The organism is Halomonas sp. TG39a (genome assembly GCF_000744395.1).
Lineage (GTDB): Bacteria > Pseudomonadota > Gammaproteobacteria > Pseudomonadales > Halomonadaceae > Vreelandella > Vreelandella ventosae_B.
The window spans coordinates 126816-146206 of the sequence record NZ_JQLV01000002.1; the positions used below are offsets into that span (position 1 = coordinate 126816).

Here is a 19391-nt window from a genome sequence, read left to right on the forward strand (position 1 = left end):
CGGGCATTAAAAAAGACGAACAGCGAGCCTGCGTATCAACCCCAGGCTCGCCGTCGGATAAATGTCGGCTTAACGACCCGACTTTACGCGATTCCAAATACGCGTACGGGCACGTAGCACATCTTGAGGCTTTTCGGCCTGGACGTATAGGTTTTGCATGACCTCGGTTTCCGGGTAAATAGCCGGGTCATTGAGGATCTCATCGGAGAGATATTCATTGGCCGCCGCGTTAGGGTTGGCATAACGAACGTACTCGGTAATTTCAGCGGCGATTTCAGGGTCGAGAATAAAGTTGATAAAGGCGTGGGCGTTTTCAGTGTTCGGCGCGTCAGCGGGTACCGCCATCATATCGAACCAGAGCGCTGCGCCTTCTTTAGGAATGCTGTAACCAATACTAAAATCGCGCCCCGCCTCTTCTGCACGCTCGGCGGCCTGGAAAATATCGCCAGAATAGCCTGCGGCCACGCAGATATCACCATTGGCCAGATCGGACACATAGCGCGAAGAGTGGAAGTAGGTCATGTCGTCGCGCACTTCGGCGATCAGTTCACCGGCGGCTTCCAGATCGTCGATATTCTCACTCAGCGGATCTAACCCCAAATAAGCCATGGCGGGTGAGAGCATCTCATCAGCGGAATCCAGCATCGACAAGCCGCAGCCCGCCTCGCTCAACGCGGCGGTTATTTCCGGATCAAACAGCAGCGCCCAGCTATCTACCGGCGCGTCGTCACCCAAAATTTCTTTAACGCGATCAACGTTATAGCCAATCCCATTGGTGCCCCACATATAAGGAACCGAGTATTCGCTACCAGCGTCGATAGTTTCCAAGTTGGCCATCAGTTCGGGGTTGAGATTGTCTAAATTGGGCAGTAACTCATGGTCAAGCGGCTGGAAAACACCGGCTTTCACTTGGCGGGTAAAATAGTAGGTAGAGGGTACTACCACATCGTAACCGGAGCGCCCTGCGAGCAGTGCAGCATCCAAAATCTCATTGCTATCATAAACGTCATAGGTCACCTCAATGCCGGTACGCTCGGTGAACTTTTCCAGCGTTTCCGGTGCAATGTAGTCTGACCAGTTAAACACCCGCACCTCTTCGGCGTGGGCAGCGCTAGCCGCTGCGGCGAAGGAGATAGCCGCAACGGCCGCGGAAAGTTTGTGGATGTTCCCCATTATCACTGCTCCTGTTGTCCTAACTATTTTAGTAAACGATTCAACCAAATAATTTGCCAAGGGTTGCCTATCAAGTGCTTCTTACCCAGTGCGCCACAAAGCCTGCCATCAGCGGCTAACAATAGCGTAGGCCATAATGCTGACCGTGCGAATTTTGCGGTGCAGTGACGGCTACCGCAAGCCAATGTGAAAAATTCTTGTATTTTGCCCTACCGTCCCCATTAAGTAGCAGGTAAAACAACGCTCTTTTATCCGCCAATAGGGCAACGCTATTGGTTGGATGGCTTTTTTTAATTTTAGACATTAGTCGCTAGCCGTTAGTATTAGCCATACTTTATAAACCCTACACTCATGACACCAGGAGACTATCTCAATGTCCTTGATCAACACTGAAGTAAAGCCGTTTAAAGCTACCGCTTACCTGAATGGCGAATTTGTCGATGTGACTGAAGCGGATCTACAAGGCCAGTGGTCTATTTTCTTCTTCTACCCAGCCGACTTTACTTTCGTTTGCCCGACTGAGCTTGGCGATTTGGCCGATCACTACGCTGAATTCAAGAAGTTGGGCGTTGAAATCTACAGTGTTTCAACCGATACCCACTTTACGCACAAAGCCTGGCACGACAGCTCTGAAACTATCGGCAAACTGCAGTACCCGATGATTGCTGATCCGACGCTGCGCATTTCACGCAACTTCGAAGTGTTGATTGAAGAAGCGGGTCTTGCTGAGCGCGGCACCTTTGTCGTCGACCCCGATGGCAAAATCCAGATTGTTGAAATCAACGCTGGCAACATCGGTCGTAATGCTGAAGAGCTGCTGCGTAAAGTGAAAGCCGCTCAATACGTTCGTGCCAACCCGAACGAAGTATGCCCGGCCAAATGGAAAGAAGGTGAAGAAACACTGGCACCTTCACTGGATCTTGTAGGCAAAATCTAAACCGCCTACGGCTTTCACGCGCTTGCTCTTATTTGCGTGGCGCAAGAGCGTGCAGGTTCAACGCCCGGGTTTCGCCCGGGCGTTCTGTTTTAAATTATTAATGATTAGCACCGTCACACGCGTGTATTTAATACGTCTGTTACTTGCGAGGAAGCTACTGTCATGCTGGACGCCAATTTAAAATCCCAGTTAAAAGCGTATCTGGAAAAAGTGACTCAGCCGTTCGAGATTGTTGCCTCCCTCGATGACGGTGCCAAGTCACAAGAACTTCTCGGCCTGCTTGAGGACATCAGCAGCCTGAGCGATAAGATTACTCTACACAGTGACGGCCAGGACGACCGCAAGCCATCGTTTGCAATCAACCGCCCCGGCGAAGAGACGGGCGTGGTGTTTGCTGGCATCCCCATGGGCCACGAGTTCACATCGCTGGTTTTAGCGCTGCTGCAAGTCGGCGGCCATCCACCCAAAACCTCTGATGAGCTACTCAAGCAAATTAAAGAGCTCGACGGCGAGATGCTTTTCGAGACTTACTACTCGCTCTCCTGCCAGAACTGCCCTGACGTGGTTCAAGCGCTTAACCTGATGGCTATTTTCAACCCGAAGGTGCGCCATGTCGCTATCGACGGCGCGCTGTTCCAGGATGAAGTCGAGTCGCGGGAAATCATGTCGGTACCGAGCATCTACCTGAACGGTAAACCGTTCGATCAAGGCCGCATGACCCTTGAACAGATTCTGGCCAAGGTGGATACCGGTGCCGCGGAGCGCGATGCCAAAAAGCTAAGTGAAAAAGCCGCTTTCGATACGCTGGTGATTGGTGGCGGCCCGGCAGGCGCGGCGGCCGCCATTTACTCAGCCCGTAAAGGTATTAACACAGGCATTGCCGCTGAGCGTTTCGGTGGTCAGGTGGCTGACACGATGGGAATTGAAAACTTTATCTCCGTCTCCCATACCGAAGGCCCCAAGCTGGTTAGCGCGCTTGAAGAGCACGTAAAAGATTACGAAGTCGATGTCATGAACCTGCAACTTGCCACTACCTTTAAAGCCGCCGAAGCGGAAGGTGGTTTGCACGAAGTCACTTTTGAGTCCGGCGCGACGCTTAAGAGCAAAACCCTGGTATTGGCGACGGGCGCCCGCTGGCGCGAAATGAATGTGCCCGGCGAACAGCAGTACCGCAATAAAGGGGTGGCCTACTGCCCTCACTGTGACGGCCCGCTGTTCAAAGGTAAACGGGTAGCGGTGATCGGCGGCGGTAACTCTGGCGTTGAAGCGGCGATCGATCTGGCGGGTATTGTCGGCCATGTCACGCTGGTAGAGTTTATGGGTGAGATGCGCGCCGATGCAGTGCTGCAGAAAAAGCTTAAGAGCCTGCCTAACGTCGAGATTATTCTCAACGCACAAACCACTGAAGTCACTGGTGATGGTAGCCGTGTTAATGGCTTGAACTATAAAGACCGCACGTCTGATGAGAGCAAATCCATCGCGCTGGAAGGTATCTTTGTTCAGATTGGTCTGGTGCCTAACACCGAGTGGTTAAAAGGCTCACCGATTGAGATGACGCCCCGCGGTGAGATCATCGTCGATGCTCACGGTATGACCTCCGTACCTGGGGTATTCGCCGCGGGCGATGTGACTACCGTGCCTTATAAGCAGATCATTATTGCCATGGGAGAAGGCGCCAAGGCATCGTTGGGTGCTTTCGACTACTTAATTCGTAATTGAACCATGATAAAACGAAGCCCGCTGATTTCAGCGGGCTTTTTTGGGTTTTAATATCAGCGACGACGCCATTAAGACACGCCATTAAGACTTAGACGGGATTTCTCCCAGCACTTCGGGAATGGTGGTTTTCACATAGCGCCCTGGCGCAGGCTCGATCACCTTGAGCTCGCCGTCACCGGGTTGACGTACAGGCAGCATTTTTTCGCTATCGGCATAGCCATTGTCGGTCATCCACGCCTGCCAATGGGGCCACCAGGAACCTTCCTGAGCCTTAGCGCTTTCCAGCCACGCCTCATGACTTTCCGGCAGTGCGTCGCTCGTCCAGTAGCCATACTTGTTCTTATGGGGCGGGTTAACGATACCCGCGATATGCCCCGAGCCGCCTAGTACAAAGGTAACCGGCCCCTTGGGAAGCAAGGCCCCGTAGTAAGTACTGTTCCACTTGGCAATATGGTCTTCTTTGGTAGACACAAAGTAGCTGGGCGCCGATACCTTACGCAGATCAATTTTCACGCCATCCAGCTCAATGCCACCGGGCTCAACCAGACGGTTTTCCAGATACATATGGCGCAGGTACCAAGCATGCGTCCCAGCAGGTAAGTTAGTGCCATCAGTGTTCCAGTAGAGCAGATCAAAGGCAGCGGGCGTCTCGCCCTTCAAGTAATTATTAATATAGAACGACCAAAACAGATCATTCTCACGCAGCAGGTTGAAGGTGTAAGCCATAGAGCGTCCATCAAGGTAGCCCTTCGCTTCTAGCGTTTGCTCAATCCCCTCAACCACCCGCTCATTAAGAAATACGCCGATGTCGCCAGGGTCACGGAAATCCTGCAGCGTGGCCATATAGGTCACCGACTTTACTTTGCGCCCGCGCCGGGTGCTGGTCAGGTACGCCACCGTTGAGGCGGTTAACGTACCGCCTACGCAGTAGCTGAGCAGGTTCACCGACTTCTCGCCACAGGCCTGTTCGATGGCTTCCATGGCGCTAATTGGCCCCATCTGCATATAGTCGGCCCAGGTGATATCGCGCTGCTCCGGGCCAGGGTTACGCCAGGAGATAAGAAACACTGTGTGGCCTTGATCCACAAGCCACTTAACCATTGAGTTATCTTCACGCAGGTCAAGGATGTAGTACTTATTGATCCACGGCGGCACCATCAGCAGCGGTGTTTTAAAGGTCTTTTCCGTGGTTGGCGTGTATTGGATCAACTGGATCAATTCATTTTCATATACCACCGAACCGGGCGTTACCGCTATGTTTTCACCCACGCCAAAGGCGCCGCGGTCAGTCATACGGACATTAATACCTTCAGCTGAATTGCCTAAATCCTCTCGCAACCGCTCCAAACCATCGATTAAATTTTGGCCGCGGGTTTCAAGCGTACGGCGCATGACTTCTGGATTAGTCGAAATAAAGTTAGTCGGCGCCATCGCATTGACCAGCTGGCGGGCGTAAAACTCCAAATTACGCTTATGGGTGTCATCCAAACCACCCAAGCTTTCAACCAGCTCTTCCACCATCTGCGAGAACAGCAAATACTGCTGCATAATGGACATATAGTGGGGATCTTGCGTCCAGGCGTCGTCTTTAAAGCGACGGTCACTCTTGTCGGGCATAATCAGCGGCGTAACCTGCTCACCGGCCATACTACGCATGGCCTGTTGCCACAATAACCACTGATCTTGGAGTAATCGGGTTTGGGTCTCCCACAGTAGGGTGGGGTTTTGCATCAGCGACTGAGCACCCGCTTCAAAGCTCTCGCGCATATCACTGTAAATGGAGTCGGCGGCTTCACTGGGCGCGATACGAGAAAGCAGCTCCTGCATCAATCCTTGGTACTGTTCACCTATCTCTTTAAGCTGATTATTCCAGGCTTCAATCTCCGCCGGGGATAGCCCTTCAGGCAGCCCTTCAGAAAATCCTTGCGACAGGCTTTCAGTTAGCCCTGACATTGCCTGAAATGGATTGTGCCACGCTGACTGCATACTTATTCTCCCCACGCCTATCTTCGGGCGCACCGACCATTTTGGCTATGACCAATTTTAAGAATTTATAAGTTCATATTATATATAAATTAAAGCTTATAAATGCATCGCGGCGCCCTTGGGCGCCGCGATGATGTCGCTAATCAGCTCTTACGCGATGACTGACTGGAGGCTTTGGCAGGTTGCTCACCTTTAGTAGCCGCCTTGGCTTGCTCAGACATTTGCTGACCGGCTTCGCTGAACATCTTTTCCATTTCAGACTTGAATTGCAGGCTCATCTCGCTCATGACCCGCGCGTCTTCCTGCATCTGCTGGGAAAGCTCGTTCATCATTTCTGCTTGTTTAGTGCCAAAATCACGCAGGCTTTCTGCGTCCTGAATTTCAGTGGCACTTCGAATGCGCTCAGTACCCATCTGGCTGTAGCGCTTCATGGCTTCCAACTGATATTGGGTCATTTTCTCCATGTTATTGAGCATCAGCGAATTGATTTTGCGCATGGGTTCAAACATTTGCTTAGTTTGGGCGTTAAAGGCGTCCATCATATTGTCTTGCATAGTGTCTGCTCCTGTTTCGTTCCTTGGCATGAGCCTTGGAGTGACTCATCGTGATGTAGCTTTTCCTGCTTTACGTTAATTTGCTGCACTGCAAAAAGAGTAGCGCCTACCATGCTGCATTGCAACATACTTCCGCTCGCACTCTTACCCACTAACCTTTTGCTCGAGAGCGAGAGGAAGCGGTGGCTTTGGCCTTGTCACTTTTTTCGCTTGATGCCGCTTTATCCGACGACGCTTTATCGGTTGACGTTTTATTCGATGCAGACTGACGCGTTTGTTTATCAGTCGCTGCCGTTTCTCCAGTGGTACCCGCTTGGCGCAGCATATCCAGCATCATTTGCTGATAAGTGCCGAAATTAGCAAGTCCTTGAGACAGTCCTTCGGATAACCCCTGGGAGAGCCCTGGCTGCATCATCGGCTGCTGCAGAAAAGGCCGCATCAGACTCATGGGGTCGTAGCCCTCTACCCCAGACTCCATCTGCCGCTGGATATTTTCCAGCAGGTTTTTCTGGAAGGCTTCGACATCCGGCAGGCCCAGTGATTGGCGAAATTCATCCGGAGTAAGATCAAACTCAACGTTAATCTTCATAGGCGGCTCCTGCACTGTTTGTCACGACCATTAGTCATGCATTTGTTTTGTTTGAGTGTAGCAGCGAACTGCAAATCTCACCGTATTGCGTTAGCGCTGGGTTAAACGCGGCGTATCAACGCTTACTTCGCCATTTTGACCGCGCTGACGCAGCCAGTGATCCAACAGGGTAATCGCCATCATCGCTTCAGCAATGGGCGTTGCACGAATACCCACGCAGGGGTCGTGACGGCCTTTGGTAATCACTTCGACGGCCTGTCCATGGATGTCGATAGAGCGGCCAGGCGTGGTAATGCTGGACGTCGGTTTTAGCGCCAAACGAGCTACAATGGGCTGGCCGCTGGAGATACCCCCCAGCACGCCACCCGCATGATTAGAGAGGAAGCCTTCAGGCGTCATCTCGTCACGGTGCTCGCTGCCGCGTTGGGCGACACAGCCAAACCCTGCACCTATCTCAACCCCTTTTACCGCATTAATACTCATCAAACCATGCGCCAGATCAGCATCTAAGCGGTCAAACACCGGCTCTCCCAGCCCAACCGGCACGCCTTCGGCAATCACGGTAATCTCTGCACCCACGGAGTCCTGGTCGCGGCGTAGCTGATCCATATAGGCTTCCAGTTCGGCTACGCGCTCCGGGTCAGGGCAGAAAAACGCATTTTGGCCCACCGACTCCCACTGCTTGAATTCAATCTTAATCGGGCCTAGCTGGCTCATATAACCGCGAATCTGCACCCCTTGAGCGGCCAGATATTTCTTGGCGATCGCTCCAGCGGCCACTCGCATAGCGGTTTCACGGGCGCTGGAGCGCCCGCCGCCGCGGTAGTCCCGGTGGCCATATTTATGGTGGTAGGTGTAGTCCGCGTGAGCAGGCCGAAACTGCTCTTTGATTTTTGAGTAGTCGTTAGAGCGCTGGTCGGTATTTTCGATTAACAGGCCAATAGAGGTACCGGTGGTCTTACCTTCAAACACCCCGGATAGGATGCGCACCTGATCAGGCTCTTTGCGCTGGGTGGTATGCCGCGAACTGCCCGGCCGACGGCGATCCAGATCGTGCTGCAAATCTGCTTCGCTTAACGGTAACCCAGGCGGGCAGCCATCAACGATCGCGCCGAGCGCAGGGCCGTGACTCTCACCAAACGTAGTGACGGTAAATAGTTTGCCAAAGGTATTGCCAGACATGGCGGTTAGTTCCTCACAGGAAAGACGCCGCATGGGCGTCGAGTTCAGCGGCGCTCAAGGCAAATACGCCCTGGCCGCCACGCTCGAATTCAAGCCACAGGAAAGGCACGTCGGGAAACGCGGCTTCCACATGGCGATCAGAGTTGCCGACTTCTACAATCAGCCAGCCCTCATCGGTTAAGTGCTCCCGCGCTTCACGCAGTATACGCCGCACAATATCCAGGCCATCGCTGCCTGCGCCCAGCGCTAACGAAGGCTCATGGCGAAACTCGGCGGGCATGGTGGCAAGGTCGCGGGCATCTACATAGGGTGGATTGGAGACGATGAGATCAAAACGCCGCCCCTCCAAGCCATTGAACACATCCGATTCGACCGCTCGCACCCGGTCACCCACATCATGGCGGGTAATATTTTGCCGTGCCACGGCGAGGGCATCCTGGCTGATATCGGCCAGCGTCACTTCGCAGGTGGGCAAATAGAGGGCGGTGGCAATGCCGATACAGCCGGAGCCGGTGCATAGATCCAACACGCTGGCGGGCGGCTCTTCGGGGAACCAGGCGGCAAAGCCATCTTCAATCAGCTCGGCAATCGGAGAGCGCGGAACCAGCACGCGCTCATCAACGTTAAACGGGTGGCCGGCAAAGAAGCTCTCACCGAGCAAATAAGGCAGTGGGCGGCGGGTAGTGATACGCTCACGCGCCAGGGCAATAATCCGCTGGCGTTCAACGGGCAGCAGCCGCGCTTCAAGGACACTGGGGTCAATATTCCACGGCAGGTGTAGCGCGCCTAAGCACAGCGCCACCGCCTCATCCCAGGCTGAGTCAGTGCCATGGCCATAGTGCAGCCCTGCCAGATAAAACTCGCTGGAGACCCAGCGCAGGTAGTCGCGCAGCGTAAACAGCTGACTCACCAGCAACGACTCTGACAGGGAAAGGGTTGAGTGAGAATGCTCAACGTTTAGATGCGTGGTCACAGCGGCTCCTGGTTGTTCATGGCAATAACGCGTTATACAGATAACGGATAAAAAGATTGTACCTTTCACTTCGTCCGGTTCACAGCAACGCTCAGCCCGCTATACTGTGCTCGTTTAGTTGATTCACCTTTTTTGCCACTTTTTCTGCCACCCGAGCCTGCCATGACGCGACGCCGCCACCTGCCTAATGATGACGATATCAGTGCCTTCCGCGACGCTTTGAAGGCGGCGGGGGTTCGCCCTATCGCCACCAATCAGGCCGACCCTGGCAAGCCCAAACGCGACAATAAGGTTCATGAGGCGCGTCGCAGCGCAGCGGTTGAGAACAGCACACCACAAGCCAGTGGACGCACCTCGGATGGCCGGGTGGAAGCCGTACGTCCCTCTGAGTACCTAGAGTTCAGCGTACCCGACTTGCCATGGCGTACGTTTAGTCAGTTAAAACGCGGCCAAACGGCGTGGCAGGCGGGGCTTGATCTGCATGGCTATACGCTGGAGGAGGCTCGCGCGGAGTTAGAGAGTTTTTTACGCGATTCGGCGGGGCAAGGACTGCGCTGCGTGTTGGTGGTGCACGGCAAGGCGTGGGGCACCACCTCAGACTTTCCGGTGCTCAAGAGCCATACCAACACCTGGCTGCGGGAGTGGCCGGGAGTGCTGGCCTTCTGCTCGGCCATCGATATCGACGGTGGCACCGGAGCAGTCTATATATTGCTACGTAAGCGGGGCCAGTAGGCTTCTACTCGGTAGCGTCAGAAGCAATGCTGGGCATGCGGCGTTCCAGCGCTTCATCTGCCAAATGGCGGCCAAGGCGAATCAAGTCACGGCCCCGGTAAAATTCATAAGTGCTACACACCGTTTTGGGTATTTCGATCAGTACATCGGGCGGGTACCCCGCCACCTTGTACTTGGCCAACGCCGCCTGGGTAATATCAAACGACTCCAAAATCATATCGAGCTTGCTCCACTCGCGCTTGCCTCGCGCTTCAGTTATTTCTTCTAGCTCTTCGTCGTCGCTCTCGCCATTTGCTCCCAACCCTGCCCACAGCTTTTGGGTAACGGCACGCACATCACCTATCCAACTTCCCATGCGTTGATCACGATCAATTTCGTTCTGAGTACGACTATCGGCTGTTTCCTCTTCTTTAGGCAGTAACTCCTCTAAGGTCACCGGCAACGGGCTATGGGCAGTTACATTAACCGCGACCACAAAGTCCGCTTGGTGGGCGGCGACCATGGGCATAATCGGCAGTGGGTTGAGCAACCCGCCGTCCACCAGCACCTGCTCGCCTAGATGAACCGGTGTGATAACACCTGGTACGGCCATGGAGGCACGAATCGCCTGCAGCAACGGGCCACTTTGAAACCACACTTCCCGCTGTCGCACCAGGTCTGTCGCAACCGTGGTAACGGGGATCGCCAGGTCTTCGATGAGAATATCGCCGACCAGCGATTCTAGTTTGCTCATAACTTTACTGGCACGCATAGCGCCCATAGGGCTCCAGGTGACATCGACCAGTTTGAGCACATCAAGGTAGTCTAGCTGGCACACCCAGTCTCGGTATTCCGGCAGCTTACCTGCGGCATAAATCCCGCCAATCACCGCCCCCATCGAACATCCGGATACGGCCACGATTTCAAATCCACGCGCCTCTAGCGCTTCAATCACGCCGATATGCGCATAGCCGCGAGCGCCACCGCTACCCAGTACTAGTGCGACCTTATTGCCACTATTCAAATGCGCCAATTCATTCATGCTACGTTCCTTACCTAAACGGTACCGGTATTGCCCCAGTGTCCGCCGATAACTGAGGCGACTTGCGCCACAGCCCTGGGCTCCAAGTGTAAGTGATGGCCACCCTTGAGCACCTGGCGGGTTAACCCCTTGACAGCTTGCCGCGCCTCTTGGGCCCATTTCCGTTCGCCCAGAATACCCTGCTCGCCTTCTATCAATAGCAGCGGCGCGGTAATGTCCGCCAGTAGTGCAATGACCTGTTCGGGTGTAAAGCGCACCAGAGACGGCTTCAGCAATCGGCTATCAGTGCGCATTTGCACATGACCATCGGTGGTAGGCTGGGTATTACGCTCCACTAGCGGGGTTGCCGTTATGCTATCTATGGGCGTAACGCCACCCGCCACTCGGGCGGCCACGGCACTCTCGATATCGGGATAGCGCGGTGCGCGGGAAAGTGGTCGACGGTAGGCAATTAACCCCTTTCGCAGCTGGCTTGCGGTCTCTTCGATAGGCGTATTGAGCGCCCCCAGCCCATCAATTAGCGTTAGCCGTTCAACCCGCTCAGGTAGCGCAGCAGCGAGCAAGCAGGCCACCGCAGCGCCCATAGAGTGGGCCAGCAGGCTGGTTTGCTCCAGCGCCAAGGTCTCCATGGCGTCCAGTACGTCTTGGCAATAGTCCCATAGAGCATAATCACCGGCTGGTGGCGCGTGGGCCGAATGGCCGTGGCCTCGAAAATCCAGCGCCACAATCCGAATACCCAACGCCTCTACCAATAGCGGGGCTAACCGGGTAAAGCTGGCCGCATTATCCAGCCAGCCATGCAAGGCCAACCAGGTTGGGGCATCAGAACGCCCCCAGCTCAGCGCCGCTAGGCGACCCTGAGCAAGTGAAAGCGGCTGCGGCGCATAAGCGCGCGCAGCCGTAGAGCTAGATTGAGGCATAATTCACAGTCCTGAATAAACAGCTAGCGATTCTAAATAAACACCACCTCTCAAAGGCAGGATGACGGCGAAGGCGACAAACGTTACCATGCTAGGCATATTTTACTTCAACATTGTACTTAACATTGCATTGGTGCCGTTATGAAACCCCGTCGCGATACCCGCGCCCGTAATCTGGTCTTTTTTATTGCTGTTATCAGCGCCACTGTCGTCGGTTTTTGGCTTGCCAAATAAGCATTTGGTTGCTCACTAGGCCTCACCGAGCAGGCCTAGGCTGGCCGCCGGTGCCTGACGACGTAATCCCCGCGAAAGCGCATGACCAATGACACCGATCAACAGTGCCCCGCCAATGGGCAGGAATACCCATAGCCCTAGGTGCAAACGCGGAGTGAGATCCAGCAGGTAAACATACAGCACCGCCGACGTGAGCTCCGCAAGCACTGCGCCCATCAAACCGCTGGCAAAGCCCAACAACGCGTATTCAGCCCCCTGTACCCGTGAAATCATCCGGCTGCCTGCGCCAAATACGCGCAGCAGGCCACTTTCATGGGCGCGCACCGGGCGGCTTGCGGTCAGCGCGGCATACAGCACGCTAATCCCTGCCAGTAGCACCAAGGCGAGCACTAACTCCACTGCCCGGGTGACCTGGGCAAGCACATCCCGTACCTGTCCTAAAATCGCGTCCACGTTAAGCAGCGAGACACCGGGGAAGTCAGTGATCAGTTCGCGGATCAGCCCTTGCTCCGCCTCAGGTAGGTGAAAAGCGGTAATGTAGCTATGGCCAAACTGCTCAAGTACGCCCGGCGGGAAGATGACGAAGAAGTTAGGCTGAAAACTATCCCAATTCAGACTCCGCAGGCTGGTAATTTGGGTAGTAATCTCGTCGCTACCCACCGAGAACGTCATCTCGTCACCAATGCCCAACCCAAGCCTTTCAGCCAGCCCATCTTCCATCGAAATAGGCACTGGCGCCGATTGGGGCGTTGCGTCGACGGCGCTCATCCAGCCTTGACTCGCGTCTCCCTCAGTTTGCGCGGCAGAGAACCACTCGCCGGCCACCACTTCATTGCCTTCCGGCACGTCTGATTGCCAGGTAAGGTTGAGCTCTCGGCGTAACGAGTTGTCGCCCCGCGCATCCGGTGGAACAGCGTCTCTCGGCGGCTGATCATTAATCGCAATCACCCGGCCACGCACCATCGGGTAGAGCGTGCTTTGGGTTTCCACTCGCGGCGAGACCGCGGCTTCAAAGGGATCACGCTCAGAAGGCTGAATATTGATAGCAAAATAGTTGGGGGTATTTTCGGGCAGTTGATCCTGCCAGGTGCTTAGCAAATCGCCACGCACTAGCACGATCATCGCCATGGCAAAGAAAGTCACTGAGAAAGCCAGCAATTGACCCAGCCCCGCTTGACGCCTGCGTGCCAACTGGCGGCCACCTAGCCTCAGCGCCTGTGACCACTCACTACGCCCAGAGAACCGCTGCACAACGCGTAATAGGCCGCTAAGCAGCAGCGCGCTAATCATCCACAGCACACCAAGTAACAGAGCCCCACCGATCAACAACCCAATCGCCAGCGGCAGACTGCCCGAATAGAGCCACAGCAGCCCGCCAAACACGATACTCGCTACACCGACGACCAGCCAAGCCGAAGGCGGCAGTGGATCAAGCTCACGACGTAGCACTTTTAGAGCACTGACTTGCTTGATACGCAGCAGCGTTGGCCCGGCAAAGCCAACTAACACAGCAAGAGCAGTGAATACCCCTAATCCTAGTGGCATCAGCCCCGGTGGCGGGAGCGTCATGGGTAGAAAACTCACCAACAACCAGATCAGTACCGCTTGGCCCAGCAGCCCAAGTAGCGCCCCAATCACTGCTGCAACCAATGCTAAGCCGAGTAATTGAAGAGTAAAAATCGTCACTAATTGACGCTGGCTGGCACCAAAGCAGCGCAGCAGCGCAGCGGTATCCAGGTGGCGCTCCACATAGCGGCGGGTAGACATTGCCACGGCCACGCCCGCTAGCAGCACCGCCGCTAAACCAGCTAACCCCAGGTAGCTTTCCGCACGCTGCAGCGCATTGCCGAGCTGTGGGCGGTCAACGCGTACATCGCGCACCTCGACTCCGTCGCGGCGTAGCTCGGCAAGCAGCTCCTGCACTTGATCCAGCGCTGCAGGCGCCCCTGCGGCTAGTATTTCAAACTCAATCCGCGAGCCCTCTTGAACCAGGCCAGTGGCCTCGACATCCGCCGTGTTCATCATCAGGCGCGGATTAAAATTACCAAACCCACCGGACTGATCCGCTTCGCGCTCAATAATCCCGCTAACGGTCAGTTCGGTTTGCCCCACTTGCACCCGGTCGCCCAGCTCGATCTCGACCAGCTCCATCAGTCGCGGGTCAGCCCATGCCTCTCCAGGCGGCGGGCCAGAGGCTATTTGCTCAGTGCCATCGCCAAAATCCACGTAGGAGACACCGTAGTGTGGGTAGACCTCATCCACGGCTTTTAAGCTGGCGGGCTGAAAACGGCCATCGCGGCTAATCATCGACACCAGATCTATCTGGTCGCTAAGGACAAAACCCGCGCTCTCCAGACGTTCGCGCAGCTCCTCGGAAAACGGATCACGCTGTTCCAGCACCAGGTCGCCACCCAGCATCTGCCCCGCCTGGCGCTCCAAGCCGCGCTCTAAACGGTCAAGAAAAAACGCGATCATGGTGGAGGCTGCCACGGCCAGAACCAAGGCAATAAACAGCGCACGCACATCGGCAGCGCGCAGATCTCGCTTAAGACTGCGCATCGCCAAACGCCAATTCACATCACTCATTGCGTACCCTCATCAATCGAAGCCGCTGTGGGTACGATGTTTTCAGGTACGGCCTCTAACTTGCCATGATCTAACCGCAGGCAGCGATCACAGCGACGCGCCAGGGCGTGGTCGTGGGTGACTAGAATAAGCGTGGTGCCCGCCTCACGGTTTAGGGTGAAGAGCAGATCAATGATTTGCGCCCCGGTGTCAGGGTCCAGATTGCCGGTTGGCTCATCGGCGAATACCAGTTCAGGGTCGGTAACAAAAGCACGGGCAACGGCTACCCGCTGCTGCTCGCCACCGGATAGCTGCTTGGGCAAGTGATTCACCCGCTCGCCCAGGCCTACTCGCACTAACCACTGAGCAGCCGTCTGCGTCTCCCCGGCGCGCGGCGACAGTTCAAGGGGTAGCATGACGTTCTCTAGTGCACTCAAGGTGGGCAGCAGTTGGAAGTTCTGAAACACAAACCCCACTCGCCCAGCCCGCAGCGCGGCGCGGCCATCCTCATCCAAACGGCTCAGCGCGTGGCCAAACAGCGTTAGCTCGCCATCGCTTGGCGTATCAAGACCGGCCAACATGCCTAGCAGCGTTGATTTGCCTGCGCCGCTTTTACCCAGGATGGCGACGCTCTCCCCCGCCGCTACGCTCAGCGACAGGTCGTGTAAGATGGTGAGCGAGCGTTCCCCGCTGGTGACTTTTTTAGACAGCTTATCCGCGTGTAGTACGGGGGGCCTAACAGCGCCGTGGGGAACATCGTTAACCGCTTGGCTGTCGGTAGTAGACTGGCGCTCGCCTTGGGGTGACTCGCTTGACACTGTTTTATCGATAGATGAATTCGCAGTTTGATCTAAGGAGTTGGAATTTGAAGAGCTGGAATTTGAGGAGTAAGACATGAAGCGTGGCATCCCTATGGCATGGCATGGACTGAACCGCATGGTAACCGGATGGCTGGTGCTGCTGATAGTCACCGTTGCCTCACCGTCTATCAACGCAGAGCCTGTCAATACAGACGCTGGCCCCACCCTATTGGTGATGGGCGATAGTTTAAGCGCCGCTTACGGTATAGAGCGTGATGAGGGCTGGGTGAGTTTGCTAGCAGCGCGTTTAGAAGGCGATGCGCACGTTATTAACGCCAGCATTAGCGGTGAAACCACATCCGGGGGGCTACAAAGGTTCTCTGAGATTATCGGACAACGGCAGCCGGATATTGTTCTCATTGAACTGGGCGGCAACGATGGCCTACGCGGCCTATCACCCAATCAGATGCAGGCGAATCTAGCCAGTATGATTGAGCAGAGCCAGGATGCAGGTGCTCAGGTACTGCTGTTGGGGATCGATATCCCGCCTAATTATGGCCAAGCGTATCGAGATGCTTTTACCGGCGTCTTTTACTCTCTGGCAGAGGAGTATGACGTATCATTAGTGCCCTTTTTACTTGAGGATATCGCCCTAAACGATGCACTAATGCAGAGTGATGGCATTCACCCTACCGCCGATGCGCAGCCGATTATCCTAGACAATGTGTGGCCAGAACTTGAACAACTGATTGAGCCGCTGGTTGAGCGACCGTTAGAAACAACGCAGCAGGCAGCAGTTCAATAAGCAACCAGGCTGTGTCTGAAAAGTCGGCGAGCGAAGGCCAGACAAGGCATAAATCGGCGAAAATGCAGCGCTTAGCGCCACCCTTTTGGCTGAGAGGTATAGCACTTCAACCCGCCAGCTTGTAATCTTAACCTCAATTTGGCGGTTACTAACGGCGACTCATGCCTGCATCTTCGCATCACACTCCTGCATTCTCGCGTCGGCAGTTCTTAGCTACTGTCGGCGCGCTGTGCTTAGGCGCAAGTCTTGGCATTCACCCAACGCCTGCAGCAGCATTTGACCCGCAACGCCTACGCCAAAGTATGCAACAACAGTATGGCCAGGCCGGTTTGTCAGTATTAGAGGAGTGGTTTGACCTACTTCAACAACTGCAGACCCAAGACGTTCAAGCCAAGCTTCGCGGGGTTAATGACTTCTTTAATCGCCGTATCCGGTGGATTGACGACATCCAGGTTTGGGGGCAAGAGGATTATTGGGCCACACCTCTGGAAGCGATGGGTAAAGGCCAAGGCGATTGCGAGGACTACTCCATTGCCAAGTATATTACCCTTAAGCAATTGGGCGTTACGAGCCAGTATCTACGTATGATTTATGTCCGCGCACGCATTGGACGTAGTCAAATTACCCAAGCCCATATGGTGCTGGGCTATTACTCAACCCCCGATGCAGAACCGTTGGTGCTAGACAATATTGTACCGTCCATCACCCCTGCCTCTCAGCGTACGGATCTCGACCCACTGTTTAGTTTTAACAGTGACGGGCTCTGGGCGGGTGGTTCTTCTGAATCCCGCGCAGATCCATTGGCTCGGCTATCACGCTGGCGCAGCGTCATCGAACGTATGCAAACCCAGGGTTTCATTTAAGAGGAACAGGCACGATGTCACTTATTAAACAACTTTGGCTTGCCATTATCGCCCTGCTACTGCTGTCGTTCATAGGCAGCCTTGCCATTAGCATTGCCACCAGCCGCGACTATATTGAGCAGGAAGTGCGCATTAAGAATGAAGACAATGCCACTGCGTTGGCGCTTTCCATGAGCCAGCTCGACAAAGACCTTGTCACTCTGGAACTGTTAATCGCCGCTCAGTTTGACACCGGCTACTACCGCCAAATCACCCTGCGCGATACAGAAGGAAGCGTACTCATCGAGCGCTCCTCTGAACAATATAGTGGCGATGTGCCTGCCTGGTTTCGTCAACTCGTTGAGTTTGAGGTGCCCAGCGGCACAGCGACAATTCAAGACGGTTGGCGCCAGTACGGCACCTTGGAGCTTGAGAGCCAGCACAGTTTTGCTTATACCTCTTTATGGCGCAGCATGCTCGAACTCGCCGCTTGGTTTGTACTCGCTGGGGTAATCAGCTTAGCGATTGCCACCGTGATCGTTCGTGGTATTAAGCACCCACTTTCCCGCGTCGTTACTCAGGCGCAAGATATCAGCGCGCGGCGTTTTACCACTATTAAAGAGCCGCGCACGCTGGAATTACGCCAAGTTACTCAAGCAATGAACGTGCTGTCTGCCAATGTGCATCAGATGCTAAGTCACGAAAGCCATAAGCTGGACGAGTTGCGCCGCCATTTGCAGCATGACCGTGTCACCGGTGCGCTTAATCGCGATGTATTTATGGGCAAACTCGCCTCTCAACTGAACAGTGAGGACGCTCGCTCAACAGGCATGCTGGTCATGGTTCGCGTTCAGGCCTTAGAAACGCTCAACGAACAGCTCGGCTACGCCGCCACCGACCAGCTATTAAGTACACTGGTTACCCAGTTAGGGCAGTTGGATACTGCATCGGCAGAGCCAATGATAGGACGCCTTAACGGTAGTGATTTTATCTTTATGCTGCCGCTTATGGATGATGTTGAGGAACTCAGAATCCAGGTAATGGCAGCATTGGCCGAGGTAACCGCCACACAGCCCGACATCGAGGTTTATCTACCAACAGCGATTGTACCTTATGCTGCGCACGATGAACGCGGCACACTGTTAGCTACTCTGGATGACGCCTTGGCGCAAGCCGAAAGCCTGACCTCCTTTGAACAGGTAGTCGTGCGACAGCGCAAGCGTATCTCACTCTATAGCAGCCATGCCGAATGGCGGAACGCACTGGAAGCTGCCATTCTGGTAGGCCCAGAGTTAGCGTACTTCCCAGTAGTAGACGCCCAAGGCGACATCATCCATTACGAATGTCCGGCCCGCTTACTGCTCGGCGGTGAGTGGCAAACTGCCGGCGTCTTTATCCCCTGGATAACCCGTTTTGAGATGGAACCAGCGCTCGACTTAGCCGTGGTGAAAAAAGCACTCACTAACCTAGAAGATGATCTCAAGCCGGTAGGCATTAACCTTTCCGCGGCGTCGATTACCAATACCCAGTTTGTTAACGAGCTGCGTACACTGCTAGTCGCACACCCGCTATTGGCCAAACAGCTCTGCTTTGAAGTGCCCGCCACGCTTAGCACCCACGCGATTGGCAGCTTACGAGGTCTGTGTACAGCCTTACGACCACTGGGATGTACCTTTGGCATCGAACACGTAGGCGCAGAGTTCACCAAACTGGCAGATTTGCACGATGTGGGGCTTGCTTACTTAAAAATGGATAGCAGTCTTATCCACCAACTGCATGCTTCAAATGAGCAGCAGACCATCGTGCGCGGCATGGCCACGCTCTGCCATTCACTGGGCATTCAGGTAATAGGGGAAGGTGTTGCAGACGATGAGGAGATCGCCTGTCTGTTCCGCGTGGGGGTTGATGGAGCCACCGGGCCAGGCGTGCAACTCTGACGCAAAACTCCGGCATATCGGTCCCAAGCGACGATGGCTTTATATAGTGTCGTCGTCGCTTAGTAAACCGACATCATTTTTTGACCGCAACGACTTACGCTCCATCACTTTGGCCTGCGCAGCTTCCGGCAGGTCAGTGAACGTGATGATTCCTTTGTCCAGCAACACCTCAAGAATATCTTCTACCACCCTGACAAACGCTAAGTCAGAGGCAATAAAGTGCGCTGAAGATCCCGGCTGATCGGCAAGGAAAGCCAGTACCTCAGGTGAATCGGAGGCGATCGTTTCACTGCACTCTGCCGTTGGCTCTTTGCTGAGCATCACGATCTCGCCGGATGTATTGCGGTTGATGTAGAGCATAGTCCCCCCTAAAGAAAGCTGTTCTCAATTAAGAAAGCCGCCCCTTTCAGAGCGGCTATCAA

General features: G+C 54.7%; 17 protein-coding genes. 6 read left to right on the forward strand and 11 right to left on the reverse strand.

What is annotated here, in order from left to right:
* Window positions 1–69: 69 nt before the first annotated feature.
* Window positions 70–1173 (reverse strand): polyamine ABC transporter substrate-binding protein, encoded by a 1104-nt coding sequence (locus U738_RS18685; RefSeq protein WP_035584001.1) that lies wholly within the window; start codon window positions 1171–1173, stop codon window positions 70–72.
* Between the two features lie 373 nt (window positions 1174–1546).
* Between U738_RS18685 and ahpC the strand changes: the two genes are divergently transcribed.
* On the forward strand, window positions 1547–2110 hold the full coding sequence (gene ahpC / locus U738_RS18690) for an alkyl hydroperoxide reductase subunit C (RefSeq protein WP_007113282.1): 564 nt from the start codon (window positions 1547–1549) through the stop codon (window positions 2108–2110).
* A 162-nt stretch (window positions 2111–2272) separates the two neighbouring features.
* Complete coding sequence (gene ahpF / locus U738_RS18695) at window positions 2273–3829, forward strand: alkyl hydroperoxide reductase subunit F (protein WP_035584003.1); 1557 nt, start codon at window positions 2273–2275, stop codon at window positions 3827–3829.
* A gap of 81 nt (window positions 3830–3910) precedes the next feature.
* Here the strand turns inward: ahpF and phaC are convergent, their stop codons facing one another.
* From phaC to prmB, 5 genes are all read right to left on the reverse strand, one after another.
* Window positions 3911–5815, reverse strand: coding sequence for a class I poly(R)-hydroxyalkanoic acid synthase (phaC, locus tag U738_RS18700; protein ID WP_081899155.1), 1905 nt, complete (start codon window positions 5813–5815; stop codon window positions 3911–3913).
* Window positions 5816–5958: 143 nt separating this feature from the next.
* Window positions 5959–6369, reverse strand: coding sequence for a phasin family protein (locus U738_RS18705; RefSeq protein WP_035584005.1), 411 nt, complete (start codon window positions 6367–6369; stop codon window positions 5959–5961).
* Window positions 6370–6520: 151 nt separating this feature from the next.
* The gene (locus tag U738_RS18710) at window positions 6521–6958 is read right to left on the reverse strand and encodes a hypothetical protein (protein ID WP_035584007.1); all 438 of its coding nucleotides are present in this window, start codon (window positions 6956–6958) and stop codon (window positions 6521–6523) included.
* A 90-nt stretch (window positions 6959–7048) separates the two neighbouring features.
* Complete coding sequence (gene aroC, locus U738_RS18715; protein WP_035584009.1) at window positions 7049–8140, reverse strand: chorismate synthase; 1092 nt, start codon at window positions 8138–8140, stop codon at window positions 7049–7051.
* Window positions 8141–8153: 13 nt separating this feature from the next.
* On the reverse strand, window positions 8154–9113 hold the full coding sequence (prmB, locus tag U738_RS18720) for a 50S ribosomal protein L3 N(5)-glutamine methyltransferase (RefSeq protein WP_035584011.1): 960 nt from the start codon (window positions 9111–9113) through the stop codon (window positions 8154–8156).
* A gap of 162 nt (window positions 9114–9275) precedes the next feature.
* Between prmB and U738_RS18725 the strand changes: the two genes are divergently transcribed.
* The gene (locus U738_RS18725) at window positions 9276–9845 is read left to right on the forward strand and encodes a Smr/MutS family protein (RefSeq protein WP_035584013.1); all 570 of its coding nucleotides are present in this window, start codon (window positions 9276–9278) and stop codon (window positions 9843–9845) included.
* A gap of 4 nt (window positions 9846–9849) precedes the next feature.
* Here the strand turns inward: U738_RS18725 and U738_RS18730 are convergent, their stop codons facing one another.
* From U738_RS18730 to U738_RS18745, 4 genes are all read right to left on the reverse strand, one after another.
* Entirely contained in the window at window positions 9850–10866 is a 1017-nt protein-coding gene (locus tag U738_RS18730; RefSeq protein WP_035584015.1) for a patatin-like phospholipase family protein, read from the reverse strand.
* Between the two features lie 14 nt (window positions 10867–10880).
* Window positions 10881–11786: an alpha/beta fold hydrolase gene (locus U738_RS18735; RefSeq protein WP_035584017.1), complete on the reverse strand. Its 906-nt coding sequence runs from the start codon at window positions 11784–11786 to the stop codon at window positions 10881–10883.
* Window positions 11787–12035: 249 nt separating this feature from the next.
* The gene (locus U738_RS18740; protein ID WP_035584023.1) at window positions 12036–14606 is read right to left on the reverse strand and encodes an ABC transporter permease; all 2571 of its coding nucleotides are present in this window, start codon (window positions 14604–14606) and stop codon (window positions 12036–12038) included.
* Entirely contained in the window at window positions 14603–15403 is an 801-nt protein-coding gene (locus U738_RS18745; RefSeq protein ID WP_035585641.1) for an ABC transporter ATP-binding protein, read from the reverse strand. Before U738_RS18745 ends, U738_RS18740 begins: the two co-directional genes overlap by 4 nt.
* A 76-nt stretch (window positions 15404–15479) precedes the next feature.
* Here U738_RS18745 and U738_RS18750 point away from each other — a divergent pair, with 76 nt between their 5' ends.
* From U738_RS18750 to U738_RS18760, 3 genes are all read left to right on the forward strand, one after another.
* Entirely contained in the window at window positions 15480–16190 is a 711-nt protein-coding gene (locus tag U738_RS18750; RefSeq protein ID WP_035584027.1) for an arylesterase, read from the forward strand.
* 161 nt (window positions 16191–16351) lie between these two features.
* Window positions 16352–17053: a transglutaminase-like cysteine peptidase gene (locus tag U738_RS18755; RefSeq protein ID WP_035584029.1), complete on the forward strand. Its 702-nt coding sequence runs from the start codon at window positions 16352–16354 to the stop codon at window positions 17051–17053.
* A gap of 14 nt (window positions 17054–17067) precedes the next feature.
* A complete protein-coding gene (locus U738_RS18760; RefSeq protein ID WP_035584032.1) occupies window positions 17068–18969 on the forward strand; it encodes a bifunctional diguanylate cyclase/phosphodiesterase in 1902 nt (633 codons plus the stop codon).
* Window positions 18970–19008: 39 nt separating this feature from the next.
* On the opposite strand, the gene U738_RS18765 is transcribed toward U738_RS18760, so the two are convergent.
* The gene (locus U738_RS18765; protein WP_035584035.1) at window positions 19009–19329 is read right to left on the reverse strand and encodes a hypothetical protein; all 321 of its coding nucleotides are present in this window, start codon (window positions 19327–19329) and stop codon (window positions 19009–19011) included.
* Window positions 19330–19391: the final 62 nt, after the last annotated feature.